Annotated in this window: 28 protein-coding genes; 3 read left to right on the plus strand and 25 right to left on the minus strand. The window is 65.8% G+C overall.

Annotation, left to right across the window (positions count from 1 at the left end):
* Position 1: 1 nt before the first annotated feature.
* Genes nifW through LC060_RS08675 form a run of 6 tightly spaced genes read right to left on the minus strand, consistent with a single transcriptional unit; the run spans position 2 to position 4,783 of the window.
* Entirely contained in the window at positions 2–343 is a 342-nt protein-coding gene (gene nifW / locus LC060_RS08650) for a nitrogenase stabilizing/protective protein NifW (protein ID WP_039390871.1), read from the minus strand.
* Positions 330–1,103 carry a serine O-acetyltransferase gene (cysE, locus tag LC060_RS08655; RefSeq protein ID WP_226634545.1) on the minus strand — a complete coding sequence of 258 codons (774 nt, stop codon included), beginning with the start codon at positions 1,101–1,103 and terminating at the stop codon, positions 330–332. The genes nifW and cysE overlap by 14 nt, the downstream gene beginning before the upstream one ends.
* Positions 1,103–2,257 carry a homocitrate synthase gene (gene nifV / locus LC060_RS08660; protein WP_226634547.1) on the minus strand — a complete coding sequence of 385 codons (1,155 nt, stop codon included), beginning with the start codon at positions 2,255–2,257 and terminating at the stop codon, positions 1,103–1,105. The genes cysE and nifV overlap by 1 nt, the downstream gene beginning before the upstream one ends.
* A 34-nt stretch (positions 2,258–2,291) precedes the next feature.
* Positions 2,292–3,497 carry a cysteine desulfurase NifS gene (nifS, locus tag LC060_RS08665; protein WP_264191789.1) on the minus strand — a complete coding sequence of 402 codons (1,206 nt, stop codon included), beginning with the start codon at positions 3,495–3,497 and terminating at the stop codon, positions 2,292–2,294.
* 31 nt (positions 3,498–3,528) lie between these two features.
* Positions 3,529–4,449, minus strand: a complete 921-nt coding sequence (nifU, locus tag LC060_RS08670) for a Fe-S cluster assembly protein NifU (protein ID WP_226634558.1) — start codon at positions 4,447–4,449, stop codon at positions 3,529–3,531.
* Between the two features lie 13 nt (positions 4,450–4,462).
* Positions 4,463–4,783, minus strand: coding sequence for a HesB/IscA family protein (locus LC060_RS08675; RefSeq protein WP_226634560.1), 321 nt, complete (start codon positions 4,781–4,783; stop codon positions 4,463–4,465).
* A gap of 255 nt (positions 4,784–5,038) precedes the next feature.
* Here LC060_RS08675 and LC060_RS08680 point away from each other — a divergent pair, with 255 nt between their 5' ends.
* Positions 5,039–5,647: a hypothetical protein gene (locus LC060_RS08680; protein ID WP_226634562.1), complete on the plus strand. Its 609-nt coding sequence runs from the start codon at positions 5,039–5,041 to the stop codon at positions 5,645–5,647.
* Positions 5,648–5,756: 109 nt separating this feature from the next.
* Positions 5,757–6,821, plus strand: a complete 1,065-nt coding sequence (locus LC060_RS08685) for a hypothetical protein (protein ID WP_226634564.1) — start codon at positions 5,757–5,759, stop codon at positions 6,819–6,821.
* Positions 6,822–6,837: 16 nt separating this feature from the next.
* On the opposite strand, the gene LC060_RS08690 is transcribed toward LC060_RS08685, so the two are convergent.
* The 12 genes from LC060_RS08690 to nifH all read right to left on the minus strand — a co-directional run bounded on the left by LC060_RS08690 (position 6,838) and on the right by nifH (position 16,803).
* Positions 6,838–7,245, minus strand: coding sequence for a Rieske (2Fe-2S) protein (locus LC060_RS08690; RefSeq protein WP_226634566.1), 408 nt, complete (start codon positions 7,243–7,245; stop codon positions 6,838–6,840).
* A 17-nt stretch (positions 7,246–7,262) separates the two neighbouring features.
* Positions 7,263–7,685, minus strand: coding sequence for a group III truncated hemoglobin (locus tag LC060_RS08695; protein ID WP_226634568.1), 423 nt, complete (start codon positions 7,683–7,685; stop codon positions 7,263–7,265).
* Positions 7,682–8,305 carry a nitrogen fixation protein NifQ gene (locus LC060_RS08700; RefSeq protein WP_226634570.1) on the minus strand — a complete coding sequence of 208 codons (624 nt, stop codon included), beginning with the start codon at positions 8,303–8,305 and terminating at the stop codon, positions 7,682–7,684. The genes LC060_RS08695 and LC060_RS08700 overlap by 4 nt, the downstream gene beginning before the upstream one ends.
* Before the next feature lie 85 nt (positions 8,306–8,390).
* Complete coding sequence (fdxB, locus tag LC060_RS08705) at positions 8,391–8,687, minus strand: ferredoxin III, nif-specific (protein WP_226634572.1); 297 nt, start codon at positions 8,685–8,687, stop codon at positions 8,391–8,393.
* The gene (locus tag LC060_RS08710; RefSeq protein WP_226634574.1) at positions 8,684–8,887 is read right to left on the minus strand and encodes a CCE_0567 family metalloprotein; all 204 of its coding nucleotides are present in this window, start codon (positions 8,885–8,887) and stop codon (positions 8,684–8,686) included. Before LC060_RS08710 ends, fdxB begins: the two co-directional genes overlap by 4 nt.
* 17 nt (positions 8,888–8,904) lie before the next feature.
* Positions 8,905–9,363, minus strand: coding sequence for a NifX-associated nitrogen fixation protein (locus tag LC060_RS08715; RefSeq protein WP_226634576.1), 459 nt, complete (start codon positions 9,361–9,363; stop codon positions 8,905–8,907).
* A 3-nt stretch (positions 9,364–9,366) separates the two neighbouring features.
* Positions 9,367–9,783: a nitrogen fixation protein NifX gene (gene nifX / locus LC060_RS08720; RefSeq protein ID WP_226634577.1), complete on the minus strand. Its 417-nt coding sequence runs from the start codon at positions 9,781–9,783 to the stop codon at positions 9,367–9,369.
* Positions 9,780–11,165 (minus strand): nitrogenase iron-molybdenum cofactor biosynthesis protein NifN, encoded by a 1,386-nt coding sequence (gene nifN / locus LC060_RS08725; RefSeq protein WP_226634580.1) that lies wholly within the window; start codon positions 11,163–11,165, stop codon positions 9,780–9,782. The genes nifX and nifN overlap by 4 nt, the downstream gene beginning before the upstream one ends.
* Positions 11,166–11,167: 2 nt before the next feature.
* A complete protein-coding gene (gene nifE / locus LC060_RS08730) occupies positions 11,168–12,586 on the minus strand; it encodes a nitrogenase iron-molybdenum cofactor biosynthesis protein NifE (RefSeq protein ID WP_226634582.1) in 1,419 nt (472 codons plus the stop codon).
* 81 nt (positions 12,587–12,667) lie between these two features.
* Positions 12,668–14,227 (minus strand): nitrogenase molybdenum-iron protein subunit beta, encoded by a 1,560-nt coding sequence (gene nifK, locus LC060_RS08735; RefSeq protein ID WP_226634583.1) that lies wholly within the window; start codon positions 14,225–14,227, stop codon positions 12,668–12,670.
* 42 nt (positions 14,228–14,269) lie between these two features.
* The gene (nifD, locus tag LC060_RS08740) at positions 14,270–15,772 is read right to left on the minus strand and encodes a nitrogenase molybdenum-iron protein alpha chain (RefSeq protein ID WP_226634585.1); all 1,503 of its coding nucleotides are present in this window, start codon (positions 15,770–15,772) and stop codon (positions 14,270–14,272) included.
* A 152-nt stretch (positions 15,773–15,924) separates the two neighbouring features.
* Positions 15,925–16,803, minus strand: coding sequence for a nitrogenase iron protein (gene nifH / locus LC060_RS08745; RefSeq protein ID WP_226634593.1), 879 nt, complete (start codon positions 16,801–16,803; stop codon positions 15,925–15,927).
* A 371-nt stretch (positions 16,804–17,174) separates the two neighbouring features.
* Between nifH and LC060_RS08750 the strand changes: the two genes are divergently transcribed.
* Positions 17,175–17,606: a response regulator gene (locus LC060_RS08750; protein WP_226634595.1), complete on the plus strand. Its 432-nt coding sequence runs from the start codon at positions 17,175–17,177 to the stop codon at positions 17,604–17,606.
* A 149-nt stretch (positions 17,607–17,755) separates the two neighbouring features.
* On the opposite strand, the gene LC060_RS08755 is transcribed toward LC060_RS08750, so the two are convergent.
* The 7 genes from LC060_RS08755 to LC060_RS08785 all read right to left on the minus strand — a co-directional run bounded on the left by LC060_RS08755 (position 17,756) and on the right by LC060_RS08785 (position 21,512).
* Complete coding sequence (locus LC060_RS08755) at positions 17,756–18,517, minus strand: siderophore-interacting protein (protein ID WP_226634597.1); 762 nt, start codon at positions 18,515–18,517, stop codon at positions 17,756–17,758.
* 108 nt (positions 18,518–18,625) lie between these two features.
* Complete coding sequence (locus LC060_RS08760) at positions 18,626–19,129, minus strand: TOBE domain-containing protein (RefSeq protein ID WP_226634599.1); 504 nt, start codon at positions 19,127–19,129, stop codon at positions 18,626–18,628.
* Entirely contained in the window at positions 19,126–19,446 is a 321-nt protein-coding gene (gene grxD, locus LC060_RS08765; protein WP_413465097.1) for a Grx4 family monothiol glutaredoxin, read from the minus strand. Before grxD ends, LC060_RS08760 begins: the two co-directional genes overlap by 4 nt.
* A gap of 5 nt (positions 19,447–19,451) precedes the next feature.
* Complete coding sequence (locus LC060_RS08770) at positions 19,452–19,709, minus strand: BolA/IbaG family iron-sulfur metabolism protein (protein WP_226634604.1); 258 nt, start codon at positions 19,707–19,709, stop codon at positions 19,452–19,454.
* Between the two features lie 24 nt (positions 19,710–19,733).
* Complete coding sequence (locus LC060_RS08775; RefSeq protein WP_226634606.1) at positions 19,734–20,033, minus strand: 2Fe-2S iron-sulfur cluster-binding protein; 300 nt, start codon at positions 20,031–20,033, stop codon at positions 19,734–19,736.
* Between the two features lie 28 nt (positions 20,034–20,061).
* On the minus strand, positions 20,062–21,240 hold the full coding sequence (locus LC060_RS08780; RefSeq protein ID WP_226634608.1) for a DegT/DnrJ/EryC1/StrS family aminotransferase: 1,179 nt from the start codon (positions 21,238–21,240) through the stop codon (positions 20,062–20,064).
* On the minus strand, positions 21,237–21,512 hold the full coding sequence (locus LC060_RS08785) for a hypothetical protein (protein WP_226634610.1): 276 nt from the start codon (positions 21,510–21,512) through the stop codon (positions 21,237–21,239). Before LC060_RS08785 ends, LC060_RS08780 begins: the two co-directional genes overlap by 4 nt.
* Between the last annotated feature and the right edge of the window lie 17 nt (positions 21,513–21,529).

The following is a 21,529-nucleotide window of genomic DNA, read 5'->3' on the forward strand; positions in this document are numbered from 1 at the left end:
CTCAGCCTCCTGTCAGGGCGTCGAGCGGCACGAAGGGCCGGTTGGGTTCGGGTTTGGGCGCGACCGCGTCCTTGTGGACCTTGAACAGACGCTCCGCGATGGGCGAGGAGGCCACGAAGTCGGCATAGGCCTGCGCGAGGTGCTCGCCGCAAAGCGCGTAAAGCTCGGTATCGTCGGCACTTTCCAGCGCGCCCTCGACCTCGCTGCCGCGCAGGTACTGGCCCATGCGGCGCAGGATGTGGAGCCGCGCGACCTGGACCACCTGCGGGTCGTAATCGACGCCGAGCAGTTCGAAGAAGTCCTCCGCGCTCGAGAGTTGGTGCAGTTCGTCAAGCAGGCTCATGGCTGTCCTCCTGAAGAGCGAAATCGGGGCAGACCGGCGCGCGCCCCTCTCTATGGGCGTCCCTGTGAGCAAGGCGCGCCTCCAGAAACTCGATGCGGTCGAGCAGCTCGGCCACCGCCTCGCCCACGGGATCGGGCATGAGATGATGGTCAAGGTCGATCCGGCCCGACACGCGGCGGCGTTCGGTGGCCCCGCGCACCACGCGCCCGGGAATGCCGACGACTGTCATGGCGGGCGGAACGGGATCGACGACCACGCTGTTCGCCCCCACGCGCGCGCCCTTGCCCACAGTGATCGGGCCCAGGATCTTGGCACCGCAGCCCACCAGCACGCCGTCCTCCAGCGTGGGGTGGCGCTTGCCCGGCGCCCAGCTCGTGCCGCCCAGCGTGACGCCGTGGTAGAGCGTCACATCGTCGCCAATTTCGGCGGTCTCACCGATGACGACGCCCGCGCCGTGATCGATAAAGAAGCGCCGGCCGATGGTTGCGGCAGGGTGGATGTCGACATTGGTGAGGAGGCGCGCCAGCCAGCCCAGGAACCGGGCCGGGAAACGCAAGCCCATCTGCCACAGCGCATGGGCGAGCCGGTGCCAGATGATCGCGTGGACGCCCGGATAGGTCAGCAGGACTTCCAGCGCCCCGTTCGCCGCCGGATCGCGCGCGGCCACGCACCCTACGTCCTCGCGCAGGAGGACAAGGAGCGAGGGCCTAGCCCTTACAGGCGGTGCGCCAAGCGTGTCGAAGGGCGTGGCGACGGGCATCACAGCGCCCTTTCAGCCATGCCGGTACGGCAATAGATCAGCGCCAGATCAGCGAGTTCCACGCCCTTCTTGGTGTCGAGCGCCTTGGCGCGCACGTCGGCCAGAATACGCCCCAGCCGCTCCTGATCGGCCTCAAGGCCAATCGAGCGCAGGCTGGAGGTGATCGCCGCTCGCCCCGAATGGCGCCCCAGCATGATCCGCCGCTCGCGCCCGAAACGCGCCGGGTCGAGCGCCTCGTAGGTCTCTGCATCGCGCAGGAGGCCCGAGACGTGGATGCCGCTTTCATGGGTAAAGACCATCGAGCCGACGATGGGCTTGTTCTCCGGGATCGGACGCCCGGCGGCGAGCGCCACCGTTTCGGCAAGACGCGCGAGCTGGAGAAAGTCGATGCGCGTGGTACGCCCGAGCGTTTCGCCCAGCGCCGTCACCACTTCTTCGAGCGGCGCGTTGCCCGCCCGTTCGCCCAGCCCCAGCACGCAGACCGAAACGTGGCTCGCGCCGCCCCGCACGGCCGCCAGCGTGTTGGCCGTGGCCAGGCCCAGGTCATCGTGGCCGTGAAATTCGAGCTCGATGTCGGTCTCGCGCGCAAGCTCGCGGAAGATCTCGTGGGTGCCGAACGGGTCGAGCACGCCCAGCGTGTCGGCGTAGCGGAAGCGGTGACCGCCCGCCTCCTCGATGGCGACGACCACGCGCTTCAGGAAATCAAGATCGGCCCGGCTGGCATCCTCGCCGCCGATGGAGACGCGAAGCCCCCGGTCGAGCGCGTAGCCCACGACTTCTTCGATGCGCGCCAGCACATCGGCGCGGCCGGTGCCGAACTTGGCGCGGATCTGGCGGTCCGAGACAGGGACCGAAAGATGCACGCGCTCCACCCCGGTGCGCGCGGCGGCGTCCACATCGCTGCGCGTCGCGCGGCACCAGGGGATGATCTGGGCTGTCCTGGCCTGCTCCACCATGGCCCGGATCGCGGCCTCGTCCTCCATGCCCATGGCCGGGGTGCCCGCCTCGATCTCGTCGACGCCCGCAGCTTCCAGAGCCGCGGCAATCGCCATCTTCTCGGCGAAGCTGAAGGCCACGCCCGGAGACTGCTCACCATCGCGCAAGGTGCTGTCATTGACGACGACAGGCGGGAAATTGGGCAGGAAACCGGACATGGCAGTCAACTCCAATAAGGGGGAATGGACAAGATCAGGCGTAGGTCGGGTTGAAGGCCCCTTCCTTCTCGCGTTCGCGCCAGAAGGGGCTCATGTCGCGCAGGCGCGCGATGATCTGGGGCATCACCTCCAGCACACGATCGACATCGGCCTGGGTATTCTCGCGGCTGAAGGAGAAGCGGATCGCGCCATGGGCGGCGGTGTAGGGCACGTTCATCGCGCGCAGCACGTGGCTGGGTTCGAGCGAGCCGGACGTGCAGGCCGAACCCGAGCTTGCCGCAATGCCTTCGCGGTTCATCAGGAGCAGGATCGCCTCGCCCTCGATGTACTCGAAGGCGACATTGGCGGTGTTGGGCAGGCGGTTTTCGACATCGCCGGTCGCAAAGGAATGGCTGATCGCACCGAGCAGCCCCTCCTCCAGCCGGTCGCGCAGCGCGGCGACGCGGGTCTGCTCCTCGGCCATGTACTCGCCCGCAAGCTGCGCCGCGCGGCCAAGGCCGATGATGCCCGGCGCATTCTCGGTCCCGGCACGCCGACCCCGCTCCTGGTGGCCGCCGCGCACGAGCGGACGAAGCCGCACGCCCTTGCGCACGTAGAGCGCGCCCACGCCCTTGGGCCCGTGCAGCTTGTGGCCGGAAAGCGAGAGCATGTCGATCTCGGTCGATTTCAGGTTCATCGGGATCTTGCCGACCGCCTGCACCGCGTCGGTATGGAACAGCGCGCCCGCCTCGTGCGCCATCTCGGCCAGCTTGGCGACGGGGAAGATCGTGCCCGTCTCGTTGTTGGCCCACATGATCGAGACAATGGCGGTCCGTGGACCCAGCGCCTTGCGGTAGGCCTCCATGTCGAGACGGCCCTTGGCATCGACCGGGATGATGTGGACCTTGGCCTGCCCGGTCTTTTCAAGATGCGCGACAAGGCTGAGGACGGCCGGATGTTCGACCGCCGAGGTGATGACCTCATCGCGCCCTTTCTGGGTTTCAAGCGCGGAAAGGATCGCCATGTTGTCCGCCTCGGTCCCGCCCGAGGTATAGACGATCTCGTGGTCGAACTCAGCGCCGAGCAGATCCTGGAGCTGCTTTCGCGCCTTGGCGAGCGCCCCACCCACTTCCGAGCCGAAGGCGTGCATCGAGGAGGCGTTGCCGAACTGTTCCGAGAAGTAGGGCATCATCGCCTCGACCACGCGCGGATCACAGCGGGTGGTGGCGTTGTTGTCGAGGTAGACCGGGTCGTTGGCCATGGTGGGGGCTCCTTCGCGTCGGTTCATGTGCTCAGTGAACAGGGGCGGCGGGAATGACGAGGAGCGGCACGCCAACGGCTTCGACCAGCCGTGCCTGCACGCCTTCGATGGTCGCCCCGGAGAGGTGGCAGCCCACGCACGCGCCCGTCAGCTTGACGATGACGCGGTTGCCCTCGACATCGATGAGTTCGCAGTCCCCGCCATCGCGCTGGAGCGAGGGACGGATTTCCTCGATGGTCTCCTCGATCAGGCGGATCTTCTGGAGCGTGGTCAGCGGCGCCTTGCTTTCCGGCGCCTTGACGACAACCTTCTTCGGCTTGGCGAGCACCGGAACGGCGCCGGGCACGAAGGCTTCGTGCGCGGAAAGGATGCCTTCCTCGACCATCTCGGCGTTGACCCGTTCGAGCACGGCCTCGATGCCTTCGGCGCAGGTCGCGCACGAGCCGCCCGCCTTGGTGAAGTTGGTAATCTCTTCGACCGCGGTCAGGGTGTTGGCGCGGATCGTGCGCTCGATCATGCCTTCATCGACGCCGAAGCACTTGCAGATGAGCGCACCTTCCTCGTGGTCATCGACCCATTCCTCGCCGCGGTAATTGGCGACGGCCGCCTGCAGCGCCTCGTAGCCCATGACCGAGCAGTGCATCTTTTCGGGCGGAAGGCCGCCGAGGAAATCGGCGATGTCCTGGTTGGAGATCTGCATCGCCTGCTCGATGGTCTTGCCGATGATGAGCTCGGTCAGCGCCGAGGAGCTGGCAATCGCCGAGCCGCAGCCGAAGGTCTGGAACTTGGCCTCGGTGATGACCTGGCTGACCGGTTCGACCTTGATCATCAGGCGCAGCGCGTCCCCGCAGCTGATCGCGCCGACATCGCCCACGCCGTCCGCGTCCTCCAGAACCCCGCTGTTCTTGGGGTTGAAGAAGTAGTCTTTGACCTTCTCGCTGTATTCCCACATGTGCCGGTCTCCCTCAGCCGAATGACTTGCCGCACGAGCAATTGTTCGATGCGTTCGGATTTTCGAAGGTGAAGCCCGATCCCTCGAGCGCCACGACGAAGTCGATGGTGGTGCCTGCAAGGAGCGGCTGGCTGGCGGGGTCGATGAAGACCTTGAGGTCCTCCTTCTCGACCACGGCGTCATCGGCCTCGGGCTCGGCGACGAGCCCCATCATGTACTTGTAGCCCGCGCATCCCCCGGCCTCGACCTGGATCCTGAGGCCGGCTGGCGCGCTGTCGGCCTTGGCTATGGCGCTGCGCACGGCGTCCTGGGCACTGTCGGTGAGAACGATCACAAGGCTTCTCCTCGCAGATGTTGCGAAGGACCATCAGCAAGGCGCGTGCCAGTTGCGCAAAAGCCCGCAATTGCAGGATGGGCGCGCGCACCCGCGCGTCCTCAGGAGCCCATTCCTGTCGGTTTCGTCACATTTCGGACAGCGTCGGTGTTGCGTTGCACACAAAGGCGCCCGGGCGCGCGCCTTCGCGCACACGAAACGGCAAACGGCCCGCTTCGTGCATGACGCGAGCGCCCCCTTTCAAGGAGTGAAGTCATGTCGACGCTTACGGCCCCTGTGATCAGCGATACCCCCTTCGGCGCGCTTGCCGCGCAGCACCGCCTCCACAACGCCGTCCTCAAGGAACCGATGCCTGCTCCCGGCACCTTCGGCTTTCGCGGGGACATTGCCCTCGCCTTTCAGGACCAGGTGGCAGACGAAGCCCGCCCGCCCGCCTATTCGCTCGAACAGGTGCTCGCGGTTGGCGATGCGACGAGCGCAAAGATCCCGGTGCTGGCCGGCTACCTCCACAACTTCGCGTGGCTCAAGGATGCAGGCGAAGTGCTGGCCGACTATCTCGTGCCCGAGGGCACCTATGTCTTCTTCGTCAACAACATCGACTTCCTGAAGACCTACAGCGTGGCCCTGCCGGGCGGCGCCACCGCCAAGGTCCTGCCCCTCGACGAATCGACGGTGTGGAAGGAAGTGCTGGAACTGGCGGGCGTCGAAAAGACCGACGTCAAGAAGATGAGCGGGCCCGAAAAGCTTGAATACGTGCTCGCCCAGCTGGCGGCCACGAAGATGGACTACCCCGCGATCTCCTACGAGGACGGGGTCGCCGCGATGGAGCCGGTGCGCAACCGCAACGAGAACCGCCCCGTCTGACGCCCGCACCGGACCGGGCGGGCCCGCCGGGCCGGATGCGGTGTCCCCCTTATCGCATCCGGCCCCGGTCGTGGTAGCCTGCGCAGGCGAATCGCAAGGGAGAGAGGCGATGGCATCCACGGTGTCCCATCTCGTCACGGCCGAGCAGGCCGAACTGCAAAGCGCGCCCGCCAAGGCACTGCGCGCGCCGATGACCGCCTCGCTCCTGGGGCTGGAATGGCGCAACGCCGCGCTTGACGCGCTGTTCTACGACATCGAAGGACTGGAAAGCGAGGACGTCGCCAGGCTTGCGGCCTGGGATGCGCCCGAGGGCGCGCTGCTCCTCGTACCGCCCGCGGGCAAGGGCGAGGTGCAGGTCTTCAGCGAGCTTCAGGCCTTCCTTGATGCAGGCGGCGGCGAAGCCAGGGCGCTCGCGGTCGCCGGTGTGGGCAGTTCCGCCATCGGCTCGGCCGCCTTCGCGCGCGACATTGCCGAGGCTCTGGGCGGTCCGGTGGCGGCGGTCGTGTCGGGCTACGGCCTCTCCGATGCCCTGACCGAGGCGCTGGGCGGCTTCTTCTGGTTCGGCGCGCTCAATTCGATGCGCCATGCTTTTGAAGGGCTCGACCGCACAGCGCGCACGCTTTCGGACCGTTCACCCTCGCTCACCTCGATCGAGGCGGACAGCTTCCTCCGGCTGTCCAAGGACACCGCGACGCTGATCGCACTGCTGGAAAGCCCGCATTGCACGATCCCGTTGCTGGTCGGCCATTCCAAAGGCAATCTCGTCCTTTCCGAAGCGCTCTACGCGCTGCGCAAGCAGGAAAAACTGGGGCCTGTAGCCAAGCGCACGCAGATCGTCACGATCAGCGCCAAGGTGGGTATGCCGCGCGAGTTCATCGGCAAGGTCTTTGACGTGATGGGCCAGTTCGACAGCTTCGGCGCGCTCAATTCGCGCCCCGACATCAAGGCCGACTACCTTGTCCCGGGTGCCTGGCATTCGACCAACCCGAACTTCCCGATGGGCATGGGGATCAACGTCACAAAGGTCCTCAAGACCGTGCTGCCGCTTTTGGGCACGCAAAAGCGGCCCACCAACACGAACGCGCAGGCCGCGACCGTGCTCGACCTCCCGCAATGGCTTACCGGCACCTTTGCGACCGCGCCCTGGATGCTGGCCCGGCCGATGACGCTCTAAGGCGCGGCAAGCGGCGCTATTCGAGGCCCTCGCCGCTGTCGACATCGTCGTCCTCGACAAGGCCCGGTGCGCGCAGACAGATGTCCTCGTCCGCATCGATCTCCACCTCGATGGCGGTGAGCCGTTCGCCAAGGCAGGGCCCCGCCACGCATTCCCCCGAGCCCAAATCAAACAGCGCGCCGTGCTTACCGCACTGGATGCGCGTGCCCTCGCCGTCGAGGAACTCGCCCTCTTCCCAATCGAGGTTGGTGTTCTGGTGCGGGCAGCGGTTTTCAAAGGCGCGCACGTTGCGCCCCCAGCGAAGGACGAAGATCGGCCAGGGCCCGACCCGCCCGTCCTCCTCGCGCCGGGCCAGCACGAACGGCACTGCACGGCGGTTGGGAATGTCGGCAACCGCGCAGATGGCGAAAGGCGGCAGGGTCATCGTCTGCGTCCCCCCGCTCATGCGGCACCTGCCGGTTTGGCGACAGGCTTGGGAAGCGGCAGCATGCCCATCTTGAAGCTCTGCGTCATATGCGCGGCGCGCTGCATCGCCGCGCGCGCCAGTGCATCGGGAAGGCACTCCTCCACCGCCTGGCCGAAAGCGGCCATCCAGCGCGTGAAGTCCTCCTCCTCGACGGTCAGCTTGAGGTGATGGCTATAGGGCGTACCGCGCTGGTAGCGCTCGGTGCCCAACAGCGCGTGCGACCAGAAATCGCGCACGAAGCCATAGTGCTCGGGAAAGTCTGGGATCATCGCGGCGAACATCGGGCCGAGCCGGTCGTCCTCGTTGCACAGCGCGTAGAAGCGGCGGACCATGGCATCGATCGCGATCTCCGCACTCTCCCCCTTGGCGAGGGCGGGTCCGATGTCGCACCCGCTCATGCGTGCCCCATCTGCTGGGGCGCAATCTTGCCGTTGGCGATACGCGCGAGCAGCGCCTCGCCGTCCTCGGGCCCGAAGCAGGCGTCGAAATCGTCGCACTCGGCACAGACCGGCACCGAGCAGAGCCGGAAGCCCTCGGACGAGCACATCATGCGGTAGAAGAACTTCTTCCACTTCATGTCGTTCGCGTTCTTCATGGCAAGACGCGGGAAGTGGAGCTGCATCAGCATCGAGAGTTCATCCCGGCTGGCAAAACCCAGATCCTGCCACAGGTGATTGGGCCGCTGGCAGCGCCGTGCGACCAGGCGGGTGAGGAGCAGTTCGAAGACCGAAGCCGCGCCGCAGTTCATCCATAGGATGTCGCGCAGCGCCTGCTCCTCCCTTGCCACGACCGGCGTCCCCGCCTCGGGCAGCGTCACGTGGGGAAAGGCAATGCGGCACAGCTCGGCCAGTTCCTCGCCATCGAGTCCTGTCGCGTCGGCCAGTGTCGACCCGTCGCGTTCCGCCTCGAAGAAGGACAAGGCCAGGATCGAGGCGGCCAGGTGCACGTCCACCGGCGGCACGTCCGAGCGTGCGCCCTGCCAGAGCAGTTCGGCATAGATCTCTTCGCCACGTCCCATCGTCTGTGTCTCCTTCGGGTCTGATTGTCCGGTCCTGCTCCTGTTGTCGGCACCCTCTCCCGGGCGGTGTGACGCCAGCTTGCTCTCAGGCCGCCTTGGCGTGGGTCTGGCAATTGGTTGGGCATACCCGCGCGCAGGCGCCGCAACCGATGCACGCGTCTTCATCGTTCATCGCCATGACGCGCTTCTCGATCTCGTCGTCGTCATCGTCCTCATCGAGTTCGACCACATCGCCGTCCTCGTTGACGCCCTTCAGCGTCATCACATTGCGCCCGCAGACCTTGAAACAGCGCCCGCAACCGATGCACAGGTCGGGGTCGATCGAGAGCAGGTACTCGGGCACCCACGCGCGTCCACCGCGGGTCAGGGCCGCGACGCTCACGAAGCGCTCTCCAGCGCCTTCATCTCGGCCTTCTTGGCGGCGAGCGCGGCGTAGCTCTCGCACACGCGGGTCGCCGTCGCCATGACGTTCTCCAGCCCCACGGGCAGCTCTTCGGAGAGGTCGTGCAGGTCCATCTTGGCCTGCATCGCGCGCGCCGAGAGCTTCTTCACCTCGGCCTTCATCGCTTCGAGATCGGACATGGGCCCTGCGCTCCTTTTCAGTAGTCGGCGACTTCGGGGAACTTCCCGATCATGTCGCTCGCCTGCACGATCAGCTTCTCCGCCTCGGCGTTGAGCTTTTCCAGGCTGTCGAAACCGAAGCGGTGCACATCGCGCAGCGACTTGTTCACCACGACCAGACGCCCGGCGATGAGGACCATGCGGCCAAAGCCCTCGTGGCTCATCTTCATCATCGGCTGGACCATGCGGCGGGTGCGCCGCTCGATCTCGAGGCACAGCGCGCCATAGTAGAGTTCCAGACGCCAGAGCGTATCCGGGTCGGGATCGCCGATGATCGGGATCGCGCGGCGCGCGTCCTTGTCGAGGATGTAGGGCGCGAGCAGTTCAGCATCCCCCTTCTTCTCCCAGTGGCCGTGCGTGTCCTGCGCGCGCACCTGGCGCACCAGGGCGGCGGCGAAACCGTCAAGAACGGGCGGATCGATCACGTCTTCAGGCATCGCTCAGGCCTCCTCTTCCTCGAAATCGTCTTCCAGGTCGGCAACGCGCTCGCCGCTCCTAGCCATGACCTTGCGCAGCCAGGGTGGAGGCGTGCCCTTCAAGACCTCCTGCAGCTTGGCGAGCATGCCTTCGATGGGCTCGGGCTCGGCCACCTTCATGGGGTGGATGTTCTGCGCGACGACGCGCGCGGCACCCGATCCGCCGATGGCGGCCACGACGAGAATGGCGACGCCCTCGAGCGCCTTGAGCTTGGGTTCGAGCTTGTCCTCGTTGCCGTCCTCGTTGAGTTCACCGGAGAATTCCTCGACCCGGTCGAGCGACCAGCCTTCGGGTGTCAGGTCGTAGATCGCGATGTTGCGGGCCCAGCCGAAGTGCGCGTCGATGCGCGCAAGGTCCTGCGTGGCGAAAGCGACTTTCATGGCACGAGCTCCTGTGCGGTTTGATGGGAGGTAGCGTGGGGTTCGGGCCAGGCATCGCGCCAGTCCTCGGGACCGGGGGCGTGGCTCTGGTGATGGTGCATCAACATGTTGCCGACAGCGAAGAGCAGGTCTCGTGTGCCGCGGTAGCCCACGGTCACGAGATGCGCGGCGCCCAGTGTGTCGAACATGGGAATTCCGATGCGAAAGTGCGGAATGTGCAGGCGCGCCGCCGCTTGCCGGCCATGGCTGTGGGTGATGAGGATGTCCGCGCCGTTCGCCCCGGCTTCCAGGTCTTCCAGGTCCCCCAGCAGGACTTCCGCGCACGGGGTCTGCGCAAGGATCGGCGAGGTCGTGGTGGTAACCGCGCAGGCGACCTCCCCACCCACTTCGCCCAGCGCCGAAACGAGCGCAAAGAGCAGGTCCGGTTCGGCCCCAATGGCGAGTTTGCGCCCGCCGATGTGGAAGTGCGCATCGAGCATGGCATCGACCAGCTGGCCGCGCTGGCGGCGGTAGCGCACCGGCACCGGCTTACCCGAGATCCGGGACAGGAAGGCCATCAGTTCGTCGCACGGCGCAAGTCCGGTGAGGCGTTCAAACAACCGGAACGGCACACCCGCGCGCGCTTCCAACGCCTCGGCAGCGGTGCGCATCTGTTCACCGATGGCGATGGTCCAGCCCGCAAGCGCCATCGCGCGCACCTCCTCGGGTCCGGTGCCGCCCAGCGTCGTGGGGGTGAAGTCCTCGGGAATATGCCCGTCGAGCGAGCCCGACAGGTCCGGCAGGAAGGTCGGGACAAGGCCGAAGTCCTCGAACAGGGCGCGCAGCTCGTCGATGTCACCCGGCGTCACGTGGCAGCCCGGCAGCACGTTGATGCGGCGCGGATCGCGGATTGCAGGCTCGGGCGAGACGACCATCTCCTCGATCATCGCGGTCACCGCCTTGGCCCAGCCGTCCTGGAAAGCGCCTGCAAAGTCCGGGGTCGCGCACTGGACGATCTCGACACCGTCCAGTTCGGGATGGCGCGCGCGGATCTGTTGCACGAAGCCCTTGAGGTCATCGCCCTTCACTTCGGTAACGCCGGTCGAACAGATGCCGATAAGTTCGGGCCTGGTCTTCTCCACGATATTGAGCACGGCCTGCTCGACATTCTCGAAGCCGCCCAGGACCGTCGCCACCTCGGACATGGCGGTGGTCTGCAGCGGGATAGCCTCGCGGAAGTGGCGCACGAAGAGGACAAGGCCGAAGCTGGTGCAGCCTTGCGAACCATGGAGCAGCGGCATCGCGCCGCGCATCCCCATGAAGGCGAGCGCGCCGCCGATAGGCTGGCTCATCTTGAGCGGGTTGACCGTGCAGGCCTTCTTCGACTTGACGATGGCAGCCATGGCTATGCGGCCTCCCGTCCGGCTTGCCGGGGCGCCTCGACCTCGTCCCAGGGGGCGGCCCGGCGCACCTCCTGCCAGACGGGGTTTGCGAGCGTGCGGTCGATCTCGGCCACCATCGCGACCATGCCGTGGTAGCCGGCAAAGGCGACGTGGCGCTCCTGATTGATGTCCATCCAGGGCATCGAGGCCTTGAGCGCGATGAACTGCGAGCGCCCGCCCGAAAGCATGATATCGGCCTCGGCCTCCTTCAGCTTGCGGTACATCTCACGCGGGGCGAGGTTGTCGAACATGTGGGCCTCATCGCCCATCAGCTTCTTGATCTTGTCCTTGTCCTCGCGCGTGGACTTCTTGACCGAGGTGCCCACAATGCGAAGCCCGGCCTCCTGCAGCGCGGCGACGACCGACCAGCTTTTCACGCCGCCGGTGACCAGCAGCACCTTCTTGCCCGAAAGGCGCTGTCGGTAGGGTTCGATGGCGGCCCAGGCACGCGCTTCCTCGCGCGCGATGACCGCCTCGGTACGTTCCATCAGCTCGGGATCGGCGCCTTGCTGGATCAGCAGCCGCGCCATCTCGCGCAGCGTATCCGACATGTCCTCGATGCCGTAAAACGAGCCTTCGAAGAAGGGGATGCCATAGCGCTCCTCCATCTTCCTCGCGACATTGATCATGGCCTTGGAGCAAACCATCATCGCGGCCTTCGCGCGGTGCGACCAGGCCACTTCCTCGTAGTGCGCATCGCCCGAGATGCACGAGAGGATGCGGATGCCCAGCTCATCCAGCAGCGGCCTGATCTGCCACAGCTCGCCCGAGAGGTTGTATTCGCCGATCACGTTGATGTCGTAGGGCGTGGTGTATTCCGGCTCCTTCGTGCCGATGACGTGCTTGAGCATCGCCTCGCCCGCCAGCTTGTTGCCCAGGTTCTTGGGGCCCACGAAGCCGGGCGAGTGAATGGGGATGCAGGGCGTGCCGAACTTCTCGACGGCCTTCTTGCAGACCGTGTCGATGTCATCGCCGATCATCGCGGGCACGCAGGTCTCGTAGACGAAGACGGCGGGCGGGGCGTACTTCTCGACAATCTCGCGGATCGCCTTGAAGAGATGCTTCTCGCCGCCGAAGACGATGTCGTTCTCGGTCATGTCGGTGGTAAAGCCGGTGCGGTAGAGCGTGGAGCCCGAGGACGCCGCGCCGCGGTTGTCCCAGGAATTGCCCTCGCACGCGATGGGCCCGTGAACGAGATGGGCGACATCGGTGATCGGCTGGAGCGCGATCTTGGCGCCATCGAACGCGCAGCCGCCCGCCGCCCCGCCGGGCTGGAGCTGCTTGGTGCAACCCTTCTTGCGCTCCTTCTCGGACTTGGCCTGGTTCTTCCCGCAGGCCGGCTCGTTGAACACGTCCTGGATCGTCTGGTTCAGGCTGGTCATGGCAGGCACTCCGGCGGGTGGGGGATGGGGAAAAAGGGGTCTCCCCGCGACATGGCGCAGCGGCGGGGAGACCAAGGGACCTCAGCGGATGATGTCGTAGCTGTAGTCCGTCTTGCTGGGCACGTTGGTGGTCGCGTCCATGTGCTCGAAGATCCTATCGAGGATCGTGACGAGGACGTTGAGACCACCCTGGTAGCCCCACACCGGGTAGCGGTGCTTGTGGTGGCGATCGAAGATCGGGAAGCCGATGCGGATCAGCGGGACCCCGGTGTCGCGCTCCAGGTACTTGCCGTAGGTGTTGCCGATCAGGAAATCGGGCGCCTCGGTGAAGAGGAGCGAGCGCATGTGCCACAGGTCCTTGCCCGGATAGGCCTTGCAGTTGGCCCCGAAGGGCGAGCTGTCGAACAGTTCCTGCATCTTGGCCGCCCAGGCCTTGCCCCCGTTGGTGGAGAGCACGACCACCGGCTCACCGCCCAGTTCCATCACGAACTTGGCGAGGCCATAGGCAAGGTCCGGATCGCCATAGATCGCGAACTTCTTGCCGTGGATGTGGGCGTTGGAATCGGCGATGGCATCGACCAGGCGGCCGCGTTCCTTCGCCAGTTCGTCGGGGATCTGGACGCCCGCCATGCGCGCCACTTCCATCACGAAGCTGTCGGTCGCCTCGATGCCGATGGGGTGGTTGAAGGCGGCGGTTTCCTGCCCGTGCGCGGCGATGAAGGGCAGCGTCTTTTCGGTGCAGTATTCCTGCATCGAGATCGTGCCCTTGGCATGGATGGCATTGGCTGCATCTTCCAGCGTGGTGCCGCCATCGTACATGCGGAAGGTGCCATCCGTCGGCGTATCCCACACGTCCGACTGGTCGCCCAGGATCGTGTACTCGATCTGCATCATGTCGAAGATGCGCTTCACCTCGCGCAGGTTTCCGACCGCGTAGCCATCGAACCCATTGAGGAAATTGATCGAGCCGTTGGGGACACGCTCCAACTTGGGCGCGGTCTTGGCCTTGCCGTCCCAGAAGTGCTCCAGGATGCCCTTCATGGCGTTGTCGTAGCCGGTGATGTGGCTGCCCACGAAGGCCGGGGTGTGCGCGAAGGGAACGTCGAATTCCTCGGGCAAGGATTCCTTTTCCTTCGCCGTCTTGATGAAGGCGTTGAGGTCATCGCCGATCACTTCGGCCATGCAGGTGGTCGAAACTGCGATCATCTTGGGCTTGTACATGCTGTAGGCGTTGGCAAGCCCGTCAACCATGTTGGTGAGCCCGCCGAAGACCGCCGCATCCTCGGTCATCGAGGAGGAGACGCACGAGGTCGGCTCCTTGAAGTGGCGCGAGAAGTGCGAGCGGTAATAGGCCACGCACCCTTGCGAGCCGTGCACGAAGGGCAGCGTCGATTCAAAACCGACCGCGGCGAAGACGGCGCCCAGCGGCTGGCAGGCCTTGGCCGGGTTGATCGTCAGCGCCTCGCGCGAGAAGTTGAGGTCCTTGTATTCCTCGGTCTTGGCCCATTCCTTGACGCGCGCGATCTCGGCGTCGGGATGGGGGTTCTCGAACTCGGACCGCTTCTTGGCGAGCATGTCCTTGTATTCGTCACCGCGGAACAGCTCGAAGTGGTCTTTTACCTGGTCTGCGTCCTGGGGCATGGGTGCCTCCCTTGAACTGGATGGGGTTGGAAAAAGCCGCGGTTATTCCGCCGCGATGGCCATGGTGTCGCTCTCGCCGGCCTTCCAGGGCGTGGGCGCCATCGACCAGACCGGCGAGTTGATCGCCATATCCATGTCGCGCGCGAAGATCGCGAAGCCATCATAGCCGTGGTAGGGGCCCGAGTAGTCCCAGCTGTGCATCTGGCGGAAGGGCACGCCCATCTTCTGGAAGACGTACTTCTCCTTGATGCCCGAGCCGACGAGGTCGGGCTGGATCTTGTCGACGAACTTCTCGAACTCGTAGCCGGTGACATCGTCGTAGATCAGCGTGCCGTCCTTGACGTAGTGCTGGGCGGTGCGCTGGTAGTCGTCGTTGTGGCCGAACTCGTAGCCGGTGCCGACCACTTCCATGCCCAGGTCCTCGTAGGCGCCGATGACGTGGCGCGGACGCAGGCCGCCGACATAGAGCATGACGGTCTTGCCTTCGAGGCGCGGCTTGTACTTGGCAATGACCGCATCGGTCAGGGCGCGGTACCTGGCGATCACCTTCTCGGCGTTTTCCTGGATGGACTCGTCGAAGTAGCTGGCGATCTTGCGCAGGGATTCCTCGATCTTGGAGGGCCCGAAGAAGTTGTATTCCACCCAGGGAATGCCGTACTTCTCTTCCATGTGGCGCGAGATGTAGTTCATTGAGCGGTAGCAGTGGAGGACGTTGAGCTTGGCCTTGGGCGTGGCCTCAAGCTCGGCGATCGAGCCGTCGCCCGACCACTGCGCGATGACGCGAAGGCCCATTTCTTCCAGCAGGATACGGCTCGACCACGCATCGCCGCCGATGTTGTAGTCGCCGATGATCGCGACGTCATAGGGCGATGGCTCGAAGCTGGGTTCCTTGTCGCCCACCTTGTCGAAGACCCAGTCGCGCACGGCATCGTTGGCGATGTGATGGCCGAGCGACTGCGAGACCCCGCGAAAGCCCTCGCAGCGCACGGGCACGATGGTCTTGCCGCCGTATTCCTTGCTCTTGGACTTGGAGACCGCCTCGATGTCATCGCCGATAAGGCCGATCGGGCATTCGGACTGGACCGTGATGCCCTTGTTCAGCGGGAACAGCATCTCGATCTCGTCCATGATCTTGGCGAGCTTCTTGTCGCCGCCAAAGACGATGTCCTTCTCCTGGAAGTCGGAGGTAAACTGCATGGTCACGAAGGTGTCGATGCCGGTCGTGCCGATGTAGTAGTTGCGCCGCGCGGCCCAGGAATACTGGCCGCAGCCGACCGGCCCGTGGCTGATGTGGATCATGTCCTTGATCGGCCCCCAGACCACGCCCTTGGAGCCTGCATAGGCGCAGCCACGGATGGTCATGACACCGGGGATCGACTTGATGTTGGATTTGACGCCGCAGTCGCTCTTGCCCTCTTCAGAGACGTTGAGGTGCTTGGCGCGGCGCTTGGCGGCTTTGGCCGGATAGACTTCAAGGACTTCCTGGATCAACGCCCGGTTGCGTTCCTTGACTTGTGCGATGTCGGTAGGGGTTGAGACGCTCATTTGGATGCACTCCTGGTTGATCCGTCCTTGCGCAGATCGAATTTGGGCTCAGATCGAACTGGACCGGTTGTCCGGCCCTCCCCCCGCTTCGCATGCCAACAAGAGGCGCGTGGGAGGACCGGACGTTCGGGGGACTGGCGCGAAGGCTCAGGTCAGACGGCGAGATCCGCGGCGGTGAGACCCACCTGCGATTCATCGACCGCCTTCATGATCCCGTGCTCCATCAGCATGTCCTCAAGCTCGTCCATGGTGATGGGGGTGGGGATGATGCCGTTGCCCGAGTTGTTGTGAATCTTCTGCGCAAGGTTGCGGTATTCCGCGGCCTGGTTGGATTCCGGCGCGTACTCGATCACGGTCATGCGGCGCAGTTCGGCATGCTGCACGATGTTGTCGCGCGGCACGAAGTGGATGAGCGAGGTGCCCAGCTTGGCGGCCAGGTTCTCGGCCAGCTCCAGCTCCTTGTCGGTCTGGCGCTCGTTGCAGATGAGCCCGCCCAGGCGCACGCCGCCCGAGTTGGCGTACTTGAGGATGCCCTTCGAGATGTTGTTGGCCGCGTACATGGCCATCATCTCGCCCGACATGACGATGTAGATTTCCTGGGCCTTGTTCTCGCGGATCGGCATGGCGAAGCCGCCGCAGACCACGTCGCCGAGCACGTCGTACGAGACATAGTCGATGTCCTCGTAGGCGCCGTTCTCTTCGAGGAAGTTGATCGAGGTGATGACGCCGCGGCCCGCACAGCCGACGCCCGGCTCAGGGCCGCCGGATTCCACGCAGCGGATGTCCTTGTAGCCGATCTTCATGACGTCCTCGAGTTCGAGGTCCTCGACCGAGCCGGCCTCGGCCGCGAGCGACAGGATGGTGTCCTGCGCCTTGGCGTGCAGCATCAGGCGGGTGGAGTCGGCCTTGGGATCGCAGCCGACGATGAGGATGCGCTGGCCAAGGTCGGCGAGCGCGGCAAGGGTGTTCTGCGAGGTGGTGGACTTGCCGATGCCGCCCTTGCCGTAGAAGGCGATTTGACGAAGTGACATTGCTTGGCTCCTAAGCTGTTAAAGCCGTGTGCTCCGGATCGGACAGGGGGTCGGCCCGGACCGGTTCTCTCCCCGACGCGTCCTCTCTCGTTGCGGCGGGCCAGCAGGATCTGCCCGCTGTGCCGACCTCTCTGCACGGGGCGTGCCAAACGCAGCGCGCCTGCCTAAAATCGCGTTCAATCGGGTACTTGGCCGGAATGTCGGGGCCCGCACGGGCATGTGGCAAAGCGAACAATGGGGCGTTGCATGTCGCAAAGGACACACGTTCGCCCGGCCCGGCCAGCGGCAGAGCCGCGCATTTGCGCGGCCGATTGGGATGGAACGCTTCTTGCGTGGGGGAGCGATGAGTTCCCATGCACAGGAGAAGCCCCATGCAGATCGGTGTCGAAACCGCCAAGGCCGTCGACCAGCGCCGCATTTTCGTTGTCGACGAGGACGAGATCACCCGCGCCGCCTTGCAGTTCATGTTGCACGACGAGATCGAGACCCACGAACTGGCGAGCCTGGAGGAAGCCTATGCCAAGGGGCAGGACTGGCTGCTGCCCGACGTGCTGATCCTGGGTCTTTCAATCCTGCGCGCGCACGGGCTGGAGGTGCTGGCCGAGATCGCCGCGCGCTACCCGGCCGCGCGCGTCCTCATCGTCGCCAGCCCGGAGGAAGAGGAACTGGGCATCGCCGCGCTGAAAGCGGGCGCCCACGGCGCGCTCATCAAGCCGCTGCGCATGGAGGCGGTGCGCCAGAAGGTCGACACGATCCTCGGGCGCGCGGGCGGCGCTGCGCTGGTGCAGTTGGGAGGATTATAAAAGGAAGGAGATTTCCGAGGGCCATTGCCCTCGGGCTCCCCATACCATCGACCTCACCTTGCGCGCGCCACGTGGCTTGAGAGAGGTGAGGTTGCCCATTTGGGGGTCAAGGGGCGATGGCCCCTTGAAAAGAGACTTAACTTCTTCCCTCAGGCGGCGGTCGCCTCGGCGTCCTCGCGCTTGACCACCTTGTGGCTTTCCTCGTCGAGGCCCTGCTTCCAGTAGCTGGAGATGTAGAGTTCGGCGGGCGTCAGCGCCTTCTCCTCGCGCAGGTACGTGCGCATGAGGCGCATGGCCGAAAACTCGCTCGCCGCCCAGGCGTAGACCCGGCCTTCGGGCCAGCCGTAGGCGCGCAGCGCTTCAACCAGCCACTGGGGCTGCTGGCCGGGTTCAGGGTTCACGACCCAGCGGATCTCCACGCCTTCGGGCGCGTCGATCTCCACGCGGTCATCCTCCTGCTGGATCTCGATCACCGCGTAGCCCTTGGCCTCGCGCCCCAGGGCTTCGAGGTTCACCGAAATGGCGGGAATCGCGGTCATGTCTCCGGCGATGAGGTAGAAGTCGAAGCCTTCGGGCAGGGGCTTGGCCGCCCCCGGACCGCCGACCTCAATGGTCGAGCCGATCTCGGCATTGACCGCCCAGTTGGTCGCCGGGCCCGAGACGCCGTTCTCCACGCCATGGAGCGCGAAATCGACGTCGATCTCACCTTCGCGCTGGGCGCGGATGGTGTAGGTGCGCAAGGTCGGCTTGGCCTTGCCTTCCACAGGCGGAAACATCAGCTTCACATAGCCCCCTTCCTGCCCGTGCGGGAAGTCGGCCAGCCCTTCGCCGCCCAGCGTCAGGCGGATCATCGAGGGCGAGACCTGCTGGCGGGCGAGGACGGTCAGCGTGCGCGGCTGGGGCTTGGCCATGGCGGGGGCTTCCTTATTGCGATAAACTTGCAAGAAGGAATGTAGGCGCCCTGTCACCGATTGCAATGGGGCATACCTATCACTGGTCCCCTGGCCCATGCGGGAACGTTACCCGTCGAGCGCGCAGACGATGATGTGCGAGGCCTTGAAGCTGGCGAGGATCTGGCGCCCGGCCTCCAATCCCAGCGCCCGCGCGCTGTGGCTGGTCACCAGCACCGTCAGCTCGCGCCCCTCGCCAATGTCGAGCACGCATTCGGCCTCGACCGGCCCTGTCAGCACGTTGACGACGGTGCCCCCGATGAGGTTGCGCGCCGAAAGCGCGAGACCCGGGACGTCGTCGATCAGGGTAATAAAGCTGGGCTTGATAAGCGCAACCGCGCGCCCTCCCGGTTTCAGCCCAAGCGCGGCGACGGTGGAGTTGGGAACCAGCGCGTCGATCACGATCCGCTCGTTGACGAGCAGGCCCACTTCCGCACTCACCGCACCGTGGACGATGGCGGTCACGATGCCCTCCAGCATGTTGCGCTCGCTCGCGCGCAGGCGGCGTCCGCCCGGCGGGACGAAGGGTACGACAGCGGCTCCGGCCGCTCCCGTCGCGGAGGCCATGCTCATGCGCTTTGCCCGGCGAGGAGCGCCTGAAGCTCGCCCGCCGCGTACATGTCGCGCACGATGTCGCAGCCGCCGATGAACTCGCCGCGCACGTAGACCTGGGGCAGCGTGGGCCAGTCGGAATATTCCTTGATGCCTTCGCGCAGGAACGGATCGTCGAGCACGTTGACCCCGACATAAGGGCGCCCGATGGCCTCGAGCACCTTCACCACGCCTGCGGAAAAGCCGCATTGCGGAGCGGCGGGCACGCCCTTCATGAAGACGACGATCTCGTTGTCGGTGACAAGCGCGCGGATACGGTCGGACGTGGCCATGGCCATTCTCCTCAGGTTGCAGGGGTAGTGTCGGTGGTGGCGGGGACGAAAGTCTGCAGCGCCAGCGCGTGCAGTTCATGGCCCATGTCCGCCCCGATCGCGGCGTAGACCATCTTGTGCTGGACGATCCGGCTCTTGCCCGCAAAGGCGGCGCAGGTGACGCGCGCGGCCCAGTGGTCGCCGTCACCGGCCATATCGACCATCAGCACGTCCGCGTCGGGAAAGGCCGCGGTGATGCGGCGTTCGATCTCGGTGGCATCCATGGGCATGGGCTGTCTCTCCTAGGCACGTCGTCAGACGAAGCTCAGAACCTCGACGGTCACGTCCTCGGTGCCGGTCAGCGTCGCCTGGCAGGCAAGGCGCGACTTGGAACCAACGCCGACGATGGTGTCGAGAATTTCGTTCTCCTCCCGGCTGATGCGCGAGAGGCCCTTGCGCCCCTCGATCACGAAGAGATGGCACTGGCCGCAGGAGGCTTCACCGTCGCACTTGTGGGCGAGAGGCACGCCGCTGGCGAGCATGGCGGCGAGCAGGCTGTCGCCCTCGGCAACAGCAACGGACGTGGCGGTCGGAAGGATGGTGAGCGTGGTCATGGCGTTCTTTCAGTGTCTCTTTGGTTGGTCAGTAAATGGCGGCCCCGGCGCCCGCGTTGATCGAGGCGTCCTTGAGACGCGCAACCATGAAGGCGATCTGCTCGGGGGTGAGGTGGGCGTGGAAGGGCAGCACGACCGCGCGGTCGGCGACCTTCTCGGTCACGAAGAGGTCGCCGCGCGTCCAGCCCAGCGCCCGGTAGGCGCGCTGGAGGTGGAGCGGGCTGGAATAGGCGTGGGCCTCCACCCCCTCGGTGCGCATGTCCTCCAGGATCGCGTCGCGCGATCCCTTGGTGAAGCGCGTCCCCAGGTGCACCGTGTAGAGGAACCAGTGGACCTCCTCGACATCGGGCGAGATGTAAGGCGGCTTGATCCCCTCGAAGCTTTGCATGAAGCCATCGTACATGGCCTGCACCCCGCGGCGGCGTTCCAGGAGCACGTCGAGGCGGCGCAGCTGCGCCAGCGCAAGGGCGGCCACCATCGCGCCCATCGGCGCGCCGAAAGGCGCATCCACCCCGGCCGAAACCGAAGCGCGGTCCGATAGGCTGCGGCTGCGCAGGCGCCGCAGCGCCATGGCCAGCTGCGTATCGTCGGTGAGCGCAATGCCCCCCTCCCCGCAGGCGATGACGCCGGGCTGGGCAAAGTCGAAAAGCGCGGCATCGCCAAAGCTGCCGACCACGCCTTCCTTGTGGCGCGAGCCGATCGCCTCGCTCGAATCCTCAATGAGGAAGAGGCCGTGCGCCTCGGCCAGCGCGCGAAGGCCCGGCCAGTCGGCGGGGTGCCCGCAGGTGTTGCCCGCCAGGATCGCACGGGTCCGGCTCGTCACCTTGTCCGCGCTCTTCTTCGCCGAAAGACAGCCCGACCAGTAATCGATATCGGCAAAGACCGGGGTCGCCCCGCAGCGCAGGACCGCGTGGCCCAGTTCGTGAAAGGAGTGGGCCGAGAGGATCACCTCGTCGCCCGGCCCGATGCCCTTGGCGGTCAGGACCATGAGGAGCGCCATCGCCGCGCTGGAGGTCGCAACCGCGCGCGCACGGCCGCACTGAGCGGCGAAGGCCTGCTCCAGCTCCTCGACCAGCGCGCCCGGCCCCAGCTGCGCGCCGCGCAGGACCTGCTCGACCGCGACCACGTCCTCCAGCGTCAGGTCGGGGTCGCTCATCGGGATCTGCAGCGCCTCGCCCGTGGCGATCGAGACGACCTGCCCGCTCATGCCGGAGCCCTCCCGGCAACCAGAAGCCCGCTCGCCTCAGCCGGATCGCCGGTCACGCGGATGCAGTGGGCGGAGACGTCGAGCAGGTGCAGGTCGCAGGTGCCCGCCGAGCGGTAGGGTTCCTCCAGCACGTCGCCCGCATCGCACTGGCGCAGGGCGAGATTTGGGACGAGACGCCGCAGCGCGACACCCAGAGTCTCCGGGAGCGCACTGTCACCCAGCGCCTGTACCAGCGCGTCGATGCGCGCGAGATCGATTTCGCTGAGCGGCATGGGCCTTCGCCTCCTTC

It is taken from the genome of Novosphingobium profundi (assembly GCF_020524485.1).
Lineage (GTDB): Bacteria > Pseudomonadota > Alphaproteobacteria > Sphingomonadales > Sphingomonadaceae > Novosphingobium > Novosphingobium profundi_A.